Origin of the sequence: Methylophaga sp., assembly GCF_009711715.1 — a bacterium.
Taxonomy (GTDB): domain Bacteria; phylum Pseudomonadota; class Gammaproteobacteria; order Nitrosococcales; family Methylophagaceae; genus Methylophaga.
Genome location: NZ_VENF01000009.1, coordinates 328,308 through 340,731, shown reverse-complemented (window position 1 = coordinate 340,731; position 12,424 = coordinate 328,308). Strand labels below are relative to the sequence as shown.

The following is a 12,424-nucleotide window of genomic DNA, read 5'->3' as shown; positions in this document are numbered from 1 at the left end:
GACGACTTAGATGTCGTGAGCTTTCGTTTTCAGCACGTTTAGCTAACTCAAGCTTGAACGCTCTATGATGTTTGGACATAAAAAGACCCCCAGTAATTGGAATGTCCAACTATTGGGGGTCACTTCATTTTGCGGGCTTTTTTATTAGCTTGAGTTATTCCACTCAGACTTTGAATTTGGCTGACGCTTCCTGCAACTGGGACGACAGGCTGCTCAGCGTCTCCACGGCAACGGAAGACTCGCGCGCGCCCTCAGCAGTGTGCTCGGCCACCTGGCTGATATTCACGATACCGCGATTGATATCTTCGGCCACCGCGGACTGTTCGTTAGCGGCACTGGAAATCTGAGCACTCATTTCATCCATGGTCGAAATCATGGCGGTAATGGTATCCAGCGCAGCGCCGGCACTGGAAGCTTTCTCTACGCTGTCACGGGCACGTTCACGGCTTTCGTTCATGACTTTTACTGCAACCTGGGCGCCTTGTTGCAGGCGTTCGACCATTTCTTCAATTTCATGCGTGGAAGACTGGGTTCTGGCAGCCAGGGTGCGGACTTCATCGGCTACCACGGCAAAACCACGGCCGTGCTCACCAGCACGGGCTGCCTCAATCGCGGCATTCAATGCCAGTAAGTTGGTTTGTTCGGTAATGCCACGAATGACATCGACAATAGCACCGATATTGCCGATATCCGCTTCCAGACTACTCAGCTGCTGGGCGGCTTTTTCTACTTCATTGGCCAGCGAATCAATCGCTTCCATGGTTTCCATCACCACCTGCTTACCGGATTTGGCTTCGCTGTCGGCGTTGCGTGCCGCTTCAGCCGCACTTGATGCCGTGCGCGCGACTTCCTGAACCGAAGCGGTCATTTCATTCATTGCGGTCGCGACCTGCGTAGTCTCGGCCTGTTGTTTCAGTACACCATCCACCGTTTCTTTGCTGATGGCCTGCATATTCTGGGTGGCCGTGTTGAGCTGGGAAACACCGCCCACCAGCGTATGAACCAGATTAGCAACATTTTTACGTGCGCTATCAAGCTCAAATGCCATCCAGCTGAAATCGCTTTTACCGGGGATCACGACCTTCTGGGTCAGATCACCTTTTTTAATGTTCTGAATCGCTTCAACCAGATTAGTGGCTCTGCGGTCACCAAAGCGACCGATCACATGCGCCAGATACATAATTATTACACTGCCAAGCAACACATAGGTGAGCACGGCATAAAGCTGGTTCATCGCGCTCATCTCAGTAGTCATCATGTACCACTCGAGAACAACAAGCCCCAGAAGCCCGACTATGCCGAAGCCCCCTATCAGATACATTCTTTTTCTTAGAGAAAAGTTTTCAAGTTTAAACACGTCCGTCTCTCCCGGATAACACTTATCGTTATGATAGCTCAGGCATACAAGCTGAGGCCCACCGATGCCTCATCTGAGCTGACCGATTCAACGGTCTCATTGTCTATATCGTCATCCTGACGGCTGGCTTGAGCAAAAATATGAGAATCGTTTGCCTGTTCAGATTGCTCCTGCTGCTGATGCTGCTGTTCACCTACTTCCGCATTGGCCAGTTGCAGACCGCTTTCAGCAAAACTTTCACGCAATCTGGGCAGGGCCTGCTCAAGCGCTTCGCGCGTTGTTCCCTGCTGCGCAAGAAAAGTTACACTGGCCTGATCGTTTTGTACATGAAGTCTGACTTCAACCGGGCCCAGATTGGCCGGATTCATGCGCAGCTCTGCCTGTTGTACACCCTCTTTTGCCATCCACACTACGCGGCTGCTCATCACCTGGGACCAGGCGGGATTCTGCATATTAGGCTGAACCGGCAGGCTGAGTGTGGGTTGACTGATTGCGCTAGCGTTAGTGCCGCTTTGCGTCGATACCAGACCGGTGAGACTGGTGGGTGTTAAAGCAGTGCCTGCGGTATCCGCTGCGCCTCTGTCAGTTAAGATCGGTGGCAAGGTTACCGCTGGTTTGGCTTCAGACTGCTGTGCCTGCGCCGCCATCAGATTTCGCAAGTTGACGGTGACCTCCGGCTTATTCTGCTGACGTTGCAATGCATCCAGAATATCAGCACGAATCTTGGGCGGTTCAGCATTATCTTCAGATAATTGTTTCAGAGCCGCAGCCAGGTTTGGTGTGGCTTTCTGCGCACGCTGCTGTTCTTCGCCATTCAGCTTTTCAATGCTTTCACTGATGGTTTTGGCCGCGGTCTGTTGCGTGGCTTTTGTATTCGAAGGCACTGTATCGGCCGTTACCGCTTCCGTTTGTTTGGGATGGGCTTTGGCGGTCATTTCCACAGAGGTGGTTTTGGCGTTATCCACCGCCTGCTGGCTTACACTAACCTGAGCCCGAACCGGTTTATCAGCTTTTTTATTGCTGACATCGGTGTTTTTAGCCGAGTCCGCAGCTTGCCCTGGTGCAACCACCACTGTTTCCTGTCCGCTGTTATCCGCAGCCGAACTGTCGGTTGCCTGATCCACCTCTTTAGGTTCTGCGGCTGATTCACTATGATTTCCTGCCTGCTGTTCAGCGTCAGATTCAGCATGCGTTTCCGAGTCTGACTGAGCCTCTGACACCGAATTACTGTCATCCTCGGCCGGCAATTTATTGCCGTCAGCGGCAACATTCTGCTCATTGTCTACCGACTTTGCCGCCTGGTTTTTATCTGACTTGGCCCGATTATTAGCAGCCTGCCCCTGCTCAATCCGCTGTTCGAATTCAGCAGAAAATGCTGATTTATCAGTGCTATTGCCGGCGACGGCATTTTTCCTGGCACTGACCGCCGACACCGGCTCGGTCTGAATCATGACGGGTTGTGGCATACAAACTCCTGCTGAGATCAAGCTCACCTGTTAATTGACACAGGAGCTTTTGCAATCGTTATGCCACCGTCACAAGGCAGATTAAAATAATTCTATCTCGCCGCTATCCAGGCTTTGCTGGGTCACCGATTTATGTTGCGTTGCTGCAATTTTCGGCTGCAGACTCTCAGCACGTTGTTTAACGCCGGCCAGCATCTGTCGGCATTGCTCAAGGTTGTCAGGCTGCGTTTGTGCCTGCTGCAATGACTGGATGATATCGGCAAGTTCGTTGACGTTGTCCAGTCGTTTATTAATATGCTGGCTCAGCTGGGCGCACATATCCTCAAACTGTAATGAGGTCACTGCCTGGTTGACCAGTCCGGCAATAGACTGGCTGACATTGCCGGTGCCGTTAATGACCTGCTGGGTTTTATCATTCAGCTGCAACATACGTGCTGAAATATCACCCACCTTGGTTTTGCAGTCTCTGGCCATATCGGTATCTGTGGTCACCACATCCGAGACCTTTGCCAGTGCATCCTGTAACGTCGTTTTGACACTCATTGTGATATCGTTGATTTCATCACTGAAAGCATCTGATTTCTGCGACAGCTTTCTGACCTCATCGGCGACCACGGCAAAGCCGCGGCCGGCTTCGCCGGCACGCGCCGCTTCAATGGCGGCATTCAAAGCCAGCAGATTGGTTTGCGAGGCGATATCCTTAACATCATCAAGTAAAGAAATAACTCCGTCGACATTGCTGTTCATCGCTTCCAGCTTACTCATGACCAGCTGGCTTTCCTGACTGGTTTTGAGCACGCTGTCCGCCAGATATACAAGCACTGACTCGGTTTCCCGGATAAATTCACTGAAATTCTGCCCCTGTTCATCATCGATCAGGCTGTGCAGCATGCGATCTTCATACTCAGTCTGCTCATTCATGCCCTGGAAACTATCAGTCAATTTGCTTATAGCATTGCTGATAAGACCGGCAATCTGGCGATTCTCATCAGCAATCTGGCTGATTTGCTGCTGCAGTGTGCTCAGTGTTTCGCGGCTCAGTTGCTCCACTTCTGCCGGCGCTTTCTGCTCACTGTTACGGCCTGTTTCTGCCACTACTGAGTCAGGTTCGGGCCGTTTCAACAGATAGACGGCCAGGCTGGATATCACTAACAGCGCGGCAAGCCGCCAGTCTGACAGCCAGTAAGCAACGGCCGCCAGTAACATCGCCACCAATGTGGCCGGCAGTGCCTGTTTTAATGTCTGTATATCCATGTGTTCTACCCCTGATTCCCTTTTCTTTATCGACTTAATTTGAGTATTTCTTCAGCGATCTTTTGCAACGGGATCGCTTTTTCTGCTGCGCCCAGTTTGAAAGCCGCACCGGGCATACCCCAGACAATACTGCTTTTTTCATCCTGCACCAGATTCTGTGCTCCCGCCTGTCTCATCTCCAGCATGCCCTGTGCACCATCATCCCCCATTCCGGTCAGCAGAATGCCGATAGCATTAGGGCCGACCTGCTGTGCGACCGAGCGAAACAGCACATCGACTGAAGGTTTGTGGCGTGAGACCGGCGGTCCGTCATTAAGCCGGCAGTAATAGCGCGCACCACTGCGTTCCACCAGCAAGTGTTTATCCCCCGGTGCGATATAGGCATGACCGGCAAGAATCTGCTCTCCATGCTCAGCCTGGCGAACCTGCATTGGCGACAGGCCATTGAGCCGTTTGGCAAAACCGGCGCTGAAAGCGGCAGGGATATGCTGGCTAATCACTACGCCCGGTGCGGACGGCGGCAAAGCACAAAGTACTTCCTTTATCGCTTCGGTACCGCCGGTTGAAGCGCCAATAGCGATAATCTTGTCGGTAGTTCTCAACGTGGTGGTGGCGGATTTGGCGAGAATGGCATCAGCGGTCAGTTTCTGCTCCACCTGCAAGCCGGGCCGGGGTGTCAGCGCCGAGAGCGGCATCGCGGCAGCCGCCTTGACCTTGGCAATGATCTCTTCGGCATAGTCTTCCAGCGTATGTGACAGATCCAGTTTGGGCTTGGCGACAAAGTCAAAAGCGCCGATAGACAGGGCTTCTAATGTCACCTGCGCCCCTTTCTCGGTCAGCGTGGAAACCATCACCACCGGCATCGGCCGCAGCCGCATCAGATTCCGCAGAAACGTCACCCCGTCCATGCGTGGCATTTCCACATCCAGCGTCAGTACGTCCGGATTGAATTGTTTAATTTTCTCTCTGGCCTGGTAAGGATCGGCGGCAGTCGCAACCACGGCAATGGCGGGATCACTGTTGAGGATTTCACTCAATAGCTGCCTGACCAAGGCAGAATCATCAATCACAATGACTTTCAATGGCGTCATGCCTGCGCCTGCCTAGAACAGTTCAATATCGCCGGTCACCGGCTGGGTTTGGAGCTCGGCAACATAATGCTGTTCGCGCTGTATTACCGTGTCGTTATGCAGGGAGCGTAAACGCTTGACCCGCATGACACCGCTGTCGGGATGAAATACCACCTTGCGCGGATGGACATCGCCCAGATCTTTGGCCAGCACTCTGAGGCGCTCCAGCCGGGCATATTCCAGCACGAAGTCAATATTGCGACGGCCGACGTCATACAGGCTGCTGATAATCCGGCCGCCACCCACCAGTTTGACTTCCATCGTTTCCCTGCTGGCCCCCTGCTTGAACATTTCATTAATCAGGTATTCCATCGCGGCACTGCCGAAACGGGTCGCCATATTCATCCAGTTGGGGTTATCTTCAGAAGAAACGGGCAGCATAAAATGATTCATGCCGGCGACCCCGGCTTGCGGGTCACGAATGCAGGCCGACACGCAGGAGCCTAATGTGGTGCAGATAATTTCATCGGGCTCGGTGGTCACATAAAACTCACCGGGCAAGAGTTTGGCCGCCCAGCAGTGGTTATGGCCATCCCAGTAACGGTTGATATGCTCAAAGCCCTTCAGCGGCGTCGGCTGTATTGACCGGGCCAGCATCATTGCACCCGCCTGTATATGGTGTTGCCCAATGAAGTGAAGCGCTCAGTCACCTTATACAAAGACTCGGAGTGGCCAATAAACAATAGCCCGTCAGCCACCAGCAAATCAGCAAAGCGGTCGAACAGTCGGCTTTGGGTTGGCTTATCAAAATAAATGACCACATTACGGCAGAAAATCAGATCAAACGGTCCCCGCATCGGCCAGTCATGCAACAGGTTTAGCCGCTTGAAAGTCACCCGATCCCTGATTTCCGGCTTCAGTCTGACCAGACCGGCTTTACTGCCCCGGCCACGCTGAAACCATTGTCGTTCTTTCCCAGCTACCTTGCTCAGCTTGTCTTCACTGTAAATGCCTGCTTCGGCATGCTCAAGGACATTGGCATCCAGATCAGTAGCCAGAATTTTGATATCCCAGCCTGCCAGTTGTTTTTCTGCCGCCAGGCACATGGCGATGCTATAGGGTTCTTCACCGGTGGAGCAGCCGGCAGACCAAATCCGCAACCTGCGACTGGCCGCATTGCGCCGGATCAGATCGGGTAGCAGGCGCCCACGCAAATATTCAAAATGATGAGACTCCCGGAAAAACGCGGTCAGGTTAGTGGTGATGGCATTGATCAGAAAGTCCTGCTCCTGCGCATCACCATTTTCAATAGCATCACAGAAAGCCTGGAAGTTACCGCCAAAATTGGCACGGATACGTTTTGACAAGCGACCGTAGACCATGTCTTTTTTGGCTTCGGTCAGCGCAATACCAGTCTGTTCGGCCACAAAAACGCGCAGCCGTTTGAACTGCCTGTCAGAAAACGTCAATTCGCGCCCAAGCACACCGGTCATCATCGTTCCTTCGTATTGAAATCGGGCAGCTCAAAACACTGCCCGGCTTATCAACTAAAACTCATCCCATTCATCATCATCCTGCCGCGCCGGGGCGTGTCGGCCGAACAGCGGACGTTCCGGTCTGCTTACAGCAGGTCGCGCTTTTGTCTGAGCTCGGGCTGACGCCGGGGCCTGCTGCGGGGGCCGCCCCATTTCCCTGCCGGTATCGAAGAAAGCCATCATTTGTTGCAGGTTCTGGCCCTGCTCGTCCAGCGATTCACTGGCAGCCGCCGCTTCTTCCACCAGCGCCGCATTTTGCTGAGTCATCTCATCCATCTGAGTGACGGCTTTATTGACCTGTTCGATGCCTGAAGTCTGCTCGAGACCAGCGGCGGCAATTTCAGAAATGATATCGCCGACTTTCTTGGCGCCTTCAACAATCTCTTGCAGCGTTTTGCCGGATTCATCGACCAGGGCCGAACCTTCTTTCACTTTCTCACCACTGTCGTTGATGAGTTCCTTGATCTCCTTAGCCGCTGCCGCTGAGCGCTGGGCCAGATTCCTGACTTCAGAAGCGACTACTGCAAAACCGCGTCCCTGCTCACCGGCACGGGCAGCTTCCACTGCGGCATTGAGCGCCAGGAGATTTGTCTGGAATGCAATTTCGTCAATCACGCCGATAATATCAGCCACTTTTTTGCTCGAGGCGCTGATGGCAGCCATCGCCTGAATTGCGTTCTGTATGACCGCACCGCCTTTTTCCGCTTTTTCACAGGCATCGACAGCAAGCTGATTGGCCTGACGGGCATTGTCAGAATTCTGTCTGACCGTACTGGTCAGCTCTTCCATGCTGGAGGCAGTCTCTTCAAGCGAAGAGGCCTGTTCCTCAGTACGCTGGCTCAGGTCGACATTGCCCTGGGAAATTTCACTGGCAGCGGCCGAAATATTGATAGCCGCCTCTGTAATGTCCTGTACCACCGATGACATCTTGTTAACGGTGCCATTAATGGCCTGCTGCAGTTGCGCGAACTCCCCTTCGTAGTCGCCTTCCATCAGTTTGGTCAAATCCCCCTCGGCCATGGCATTCATCACCACGGCGGAGGATTCCAGCACTGACTGCACGGTTATCTGCAGTTGTTTCTGTTCGGTAATATCCGCGGCGTATTTAACCACTTTGTAGGGCTTGCCGTTTAAGTCCAGAACCGGGTTATAGCTGGCCTGTAACCAGATTTCGCGGCCATCTTTAGCGATACGCTTATATTCACCGGAATCAAACTCACCCCGGTTCAGCTTGGCCCAGAACTCAGCATAAGCCGGGCTATTGGCAAGCTCTGGCTCGGCAAACATCCGGTGATGTTTACCGATGACTTCATCACGGCTATAGCCCACTACATCGAGGAAGTTATCGTTGATATCGAGAACGGTGCCATCCATGTTGAAGCTGATGACGCCCATGACTTTGTTCAAGGCTTCAAACTGCCCATGAATGTCGGCATTACGCAGTTTCTCTTCAGTAACATTGTGCCACTCCAGCATATTGCCGACATAAGCACCGTTATTATCAAACATTCCCGTCACATTAAGCCTGAATGACAATGGCCCGACTTTGATATCGGCCGTGTAAGGCAAATTATCCGGATCACTCAACAGCTGACGCTGATGCTTTGGGTTTTTATGAAAAGCATCGATATTGGAACCGACCAGATTTCTGACGCTGAATCCCGGGAAGGCATTTTTCAACGTGGCTTCATGCTCGCTGAGCATAGTCAAAGTCGACCGATTGGCATAGGTAATTGTGAAATCCCTGTCCACCATCATAATCGCGGTAACAGCACCATCCAGGGCTTTTGCCATCACGTTTATGAAATCATTTTCCTGTTTAACCGATGTGACTGCCATCTCGGATTCCTCCAGTGCATCATAGGCGCCCAACATCTGCTGAACGACTGCGTTCAAAGTGTTACGCCAGGCGGTTTCAACTGCATCCGTCCAGTTTTCACCCGCCAACCTGCGCATAACAGACAACAGGCTGGTTTTGACTTTTTCGTAATCCTCAGCCCTGACACCATAGCTTTGATGCCGGTTGCCGAGCCCTTTGAGATAATCCTGCAAAATCGCCGGTTTTCGCAGGTTATTGACCAGCAACATCAGGGCTGCGAGCAGTTTTTTTTGCTGACCTGCCGCGGAGACACCTTCAAATAGTGGCTTCAGTTCCGGGTTGTGCAAAAACAGATGATCATAAAACTCAGTGACTAACAGTTCGCCCTGTCCCGCCAATTGAGCAAAGCTCTGTTCTACGATTTCAGTATCGGTTTTTTCAGCTTTTTCTTGAGGATCAGTACCTGTTTTTTTGCGGTTTTTTACCGCATTTTTTTCAACCGCGGTCTCCACTGCGTCAAGCTCCCCTTCCTGTGCCAGCCAGGCCAGCGGATCATTGCCCATCGCCTGCTTATTCTCAGCCATCGGCTGTTCTCCCGCTCATTACATCCTGCGCCAGAGACAGATAATCCTCGGCGCCAGGACTGTTTTTACGATAATCAAAAATGGTTTTGCCAAAGCTCGGGCACTCGGCCAGGGCGACATTTTCACGAACCGGGGTAAAAAACACCCGACCGGGGAAATACTTAAGAATGCGGTTTCTGACCTCTTCAGTCAGCTTCCGTCGCATCTGCATGCGGGTGGAGACCAGCCATAATTTAATTCGGTGACCGGCCAGTTCCTCTGCCCGTTTCAGAATCTGAATCATCCGTGACAGGCCCTGCAATGATAAATAATCACCGGATACCGGGATTAACAGTTCGCCGGCCGCAAACATGGCATTAACACCTAGCAGTCCGGAGGACGGCGGACAATCAATCAGAACGTAATCATATTGATTCAAAGACGATTGCTGGAGGGCCTCACGCAGGCGGTGCCCCCGCTGTATGCCACCCTGACTGGTATGTTCAAACTCGTTCAGACGGGTGCCGGCGACAATCAAATCCAGTCCGTCGCGAGCCCGGATCTTGATATCGTCAATGGTCGCGCCATCCAGCAAGACAGTGTCGAGGCCGGGCTGATTATTATCAAATCCCAGGCTGGTGGCGACCTGTCCCTGCGGGTCCAGATCCAGCAAGGCAACTTTCTGACCGGAGCGTGCCAGCGCATGGCCCAGGTTGACCGTAGTCGTGGTCTTACCGACCCCGCCTTTCTGGTTCATGATCGCCATAATTCGGGCTGTGTTTTGTACCATTGTCAGCCAATCTGTTCGCTGTTGAGTAATTTATCGACATCCAGCAGCATGACCATATTGTCATCCATACGGGTGATGCCGGTAATAAACTCGGTGCTGACTTGTTCGCCAAAATCGGGGGCTGGCTGAATCTCATCCGGATGCACATTGTGGGCGTCCGATACAGCGTCAACAACAATGCCCACTGTGCGCTGAGTGACATCATGTACTCTGAGTACCACCACGACGGTGGTCTTGGTGTATGGCTGATACGGCATACCGAAAAACAGGCGCAGATCCACAATCGGCACGATGGCACCACGCAGATTCAATACACCACAGAGATGGACCGGCGTGTTGGGAATCGGAGTCACAGGGTCCCAACCTTTGATCTCCTGCACCCGCAGAATCTCGACACCGTAATGTTCCTGATTAAGTTCAAAGGTCAGAAATTGTTGCATGCCGGCTTCAACACGGCCCATCACATCGAACATATCGAGAATTTCATTCGTTTGACTGAGCTCTATCATGATCGATCCTAGGCCGCCCGGATGGTTTTCAAAGTACGTACCAGCGACGGGTTGCGGTACAAAGCCAATAAGCCCGAAATATCGAGAATCAGCGCCACGGTACCATCACCAAGTATGGTGGCACCGGCCATACCGGTGACTTTACGATAGTTGCTTTCCAGGCTCTTGATCACGACCTGCTGTTGCGCCAGTAACTCATCTACCAGCAGGCCCACTTTGCGGTCTTCAAACTCCACCACTACCAGTAAACCGTCTTCCAGCTTTTCACTGCGCGGTGTGAGATTAAACAGTTCATAAAGCCGGATAATCGGCAGATATTCATCACGCAGACTGTAGACCTCACCCTTACCGGTGACATGTTTGACCGTACCGGGTTTAATCTCGACTGATTCGATAATCGAGATGAGTGGAATGATATAACGCTGATCGCCGACCTGAATGGTCTGCCCATCCATGATCGCCAGGGTCAGCGGCAAGCGGATGGTAAAGGTGGAACCGGCACCGGCTCTCGAACTGACCTCAACACTGCCGCCCAGACTGTGGATATTTTTTCGTACCACATCCATGCCAACCCCACGGCCCGAGACATCACTGACGACATCGGCGGTTGAAAAACCCGGCATAAAAATGAGTTCGTGAATTTTGTCCGGTGCCAGATTGTCATCACTGGCAACCAGGCCGCGCTCAATCGCTTTGCTAAGGATTTTTTCTTCATTGAGTCCCGCACCATCATCACTGATTTCAATCACAATCGTGCCGCCCTGATGATAGGCGTTGAGATGCAGCAGACCGGTTTCAGACTTGCCGTTGGCAAGACGTGTTTCAGGTGTTTCCAGACCGTGATCAAGCGAATTACGCACCAGGTGCACCAGCGGATCACCGATTTTCTCCATCACGGTTTTATCGAGCTCAGTCTGTTCCCCGCTCAGTTTGAGCTCTACCTGCTTACCCATCTTGGCACTGAGATCATGCACCAGCCGCGGAAACCGATTGAAGGCAAAACTGATAGGGAGCATGCGGATCCGCATAATGCCTTCCTGCAACTCACGGGTATTTCGCTCCAGTTGCTCCAGGCCATCGATTAACTGTTGCATGCGGCTGACCTCAAAGTTCTCGCCCAACTGACTCAGCATCGACTGGGTAATGACCAGTTCCCCGACCAGGTTAATCAGGGAATCGACCTTATCGATACCGACCCGGATCGATGACATGGCTGTTTCCGACAATGCTTTTTTGGGCTCTGCGGCGGGATTGATGACAGCTTCCGGGGCGGGAGGCTCAGTGATGTCCTCAGTACGAGGCTCCTCAGTCTCAACCTCAGCAGATTGCTCGGGCTCAAGTGGACTGATGCTTAAATCACAGTCACCCTCGACCCATTCAAAAATCTCATTTATCTGTTCCCGCGTGATGTCACCGCGCAATGTCAGCGTCCAGGCAAGATAACAGTCTTCCGGTTCCAGATCGCTGAAAGCCGGTAATGCCGAATTATCAAGCGTAACCGATAAGTCACCGAGTCCGGCCAGTTCCTGCAGCATGCGCACCGGGTCATTACCGGTCTGCAACAGATGAGGATGGGGCTTGAAGTGAATTTGCCAGCCCGCCGCCTGAGTCGGCGCTGGCTCTGTTGTCTCAAGGTCAGCCATAGCGGGCGTGCCTGATTGTAATAAAGCCTCGATCTCAAGACTCACAGCGGTCGCACTATCCTCATCGATAGCGACACCCTGCTGCACCGCAGTCAGCATCTCTCTCAGCACATCCACTGCCCGCAGCAGGCTGTTTATCGCTTGCTGACTGACATCACGCTCGCCGTTACGCATCTGGTCCAGCAACGTTTCCAGACCATGGGTGAACGCTGAAACCTGATTAAAACCAAAAGTTCCGGCACCACCTTTGATCGAATGGGCAGCACGGAAGATCGTATTGATTGTCTCGCTATCATCGCTATCAGCTGCGCCTTCCTGCATGCCTAACAGCCCCATTTCCATTGCATCCAGCCCTTCGAAGCTTTCTTCGAAAAACACCTGATGAAACTGGGAGACATCAATGCTCATTGCCGGCTCC

Annotated in this window: 10 protein-coding genes; all 10 read right to left on the bottom strand. The window is 52.6% G+C overall.

From position 1 onward, the window contains the following. Positions 1 to 163: 163 nt before the first annotated feature. Positions 164 to 1,321 (bottom strand): methyl-accepting chemotaxis protein, encoded by a 1,158-nt coding sequence (locus FH755_RS07815; protein WP_292440260.1) that lies wholly within the window; start codon positions 1,319 to 1,321, stop codon positions 164 to 166. Between the two features lie 74 nt (positions 1,322 to 1,395). Next, positions 1,396 to 2,823, bottom strand: a complete 1,428-nt coding sequence (locus FH755_RS07810) for a flagellar hook-length control protein FliK (RefSeq protein ID WP_292440258.1) — start codon at positions 2,821 to 2,823, stop codon at positions 1,396 to 1,398. Positions 2,824 to 2,904: 81 nt separating this feature from the next. After that, the gene (locus FH755_RS07805; protein WP_292440256.1) at positions 2,905 to 4,077 is read right to left on the bottom strand and encodes a methyl-accepting chemotaxis protein; all 1,173 of its coding nucleotides are present in this window, start codon (positions 4,075 to 4,077) and stop codon (positions 2,905 to 2,907) included. A gap of 26 nt (positions 4,078 to 4,103) precedes the next feature. Continuing rightward, complete coding sequence (locus FH755_RS07800; protein ID WP_292440254.1) at positions 4,104 to 5,168, bottom strand: chemotaxis response regulator protein-glutamate methylesterase; 1,065 nt, start codon at positions 5,166 to 5,168, stop codon at positions 4,104 to 4,106. Positions 5,169 to 5,180: 12 nt separating this feature from the next. Next, positions 5,181 to 5,807, bottom strand: coding sequence for a chemoreceptor glutamine deamidase CheD (gene cheD / locus FH755_RS07795; protein ID WP_292440252.1), 627 nt, complete (start codon positions 5,805 to 5,807; stop codon positions 5,181 to 5,183). Further along, the gene (locus FH755_RS07790) at positions 5,804 to 6,643 is read right to left on the bottom strand and encodes a protein-glutamate O-methyltransferase CheR (protein ID WP_292440250.1); all 840 of its coding nucleotides are present in this window, start codon (positions 6,641 to 6,643) and stop codon (positions 5,804 to 5,806) included. The genes cheD and FH755_RS07790 overlap by 4 nt, the downstream gene beginning before the upstream one ends. Positions 6,644 to 6,694: 51 nt before the next feature. Continuing rightward, complete coding sequence (locus FH755_RS07785) at positions 6,695 to 9,085, bottom strand: methyl-accepting chemotaxis protein (protein WP_292440248.1); 2,391 nt, start codon at positions 9,083 to 9,085, stop codon at positions 6,695 to 6,697. Beyond that, positions 9,078 to 9,854: a ParA family protein gene (locus FH755_RS07780; protein ID WP_292440246.1), complete on the bottom strand. Its 777-nt coding sequence runs from the start codon at positions 9,852 to 9,854 to the stop codon at positions 9,078 to 9,080. The genes FH755_RS07785 and FH755_RS07780 overlap by 8 nt, the downstream gene beginning before the upstream one ends. Before the next feature lie 2 nt (positions 9,855 to 9,856). Further along, positions 9,857 to 10,363 carry a chemotaxis protein CheW gene (locus tag FH755_RS07775; RefSeq protein ID WP_292440244.1) on the bottom strand — a complete coding sequence of 169 codons (507 nt, stop codon included), beginning with the start codon at positions 10,361 to 10,363 and terminating at the stop codon, positions 9,857 to 9,859. Positions 10,364 to 10,371: 8 nt separating this feature from the next. Then, on the bottom strand, positions 10,372 to 12,414 hold the full coding sequence (locus FH755_RS07770) for a chemotaxis protein CheA (protein ID WP_292440242.1): 2,043 nt from the start codon (positions 12,412 to 12,414) through the stop codon (positions 10,372 to 10,374). Between the last annotated feature and the right edge of the window lie 10 nt (positions 12,415 to 12,424).

What these genes read in the sequence shown, in the direction of transcription:
- FH755_RS07780 (WP_292440246.1), bottom strand. Translation starts at nt 9,854, where the DNA reads ATGGTACAAAACACAGCCCGAATTATGGCGATCATGAACCAGAAAGGC.
- FH755_RS07805 (WP_292440256.1), bottom strand. Translation starts at nt 4,077, where the DNA reads ATGGATATACAGACATTAAAACAGGCACTGCCGGCCACATTGGTGGCG.
- FH755_RS07775 (WP_292440244.1), bottom strand. Translation starts at nt 10,363, where the DNA reads ATGATAGAGCTCAGTCAAACGAATGAAATTCTCGATATGTTCGATGTG.
- FH755_RS07770 (WP_292440242.1), bottom strand. Translation starts at nt 12,414, where the DNA reads ATGAGCATTGATGTCTCCCAGTTTCATCAGGTGTTTTTCGAAGAAAGC.
- FH755_RS07785 (WP_292440248.1), bottom strand. Translation starts at nt 9,085, where the DNA reads ATGGCTGAGAATAAGCAGGCGATGGGCAATGATCCGCTGGCCTGGCTG.
- FH755_RS07810 (WP_292440258.1), bottom strand. Translation starts at nt 2,823, where the DNA reads ATGCCACAACCCGTCATGATTCAGACCGAGCCGGTGTCGGCGGTCAGT.
- FH755_RS07800 (WP_292440254.1), bottom strand. Translation starts at nt 5,168, where the DNA reads ATGACGCCATTGAAAGTCATTGTGATTGATGATTCTGCCTTGGTCAGG.
- FH755_RS07790 (WP_292440250.1), bottom strand. Translation starts at nt 6,643, where the DNA reads ATGATGACCGGTGTGCTTGGGCGCGAATTGACGTTTTCTGACAGGCAG.
- FH755_RS07815 (WP_292440260.1), bottom strand. Translation starts at nt 1,321, where the DNA reads ATGTATCTGATAGGGGGCTTCGGCATAGTCGGGCTTCTGGGGCTTGTT.
- cheD (WP_292440252.1), bottom strand. Translation starts at nt 5,807, where the DNA reads ATGATGCTGGCCCGGTCAATACAGCCGACGCCGCTGAAGGGCTTTGAG.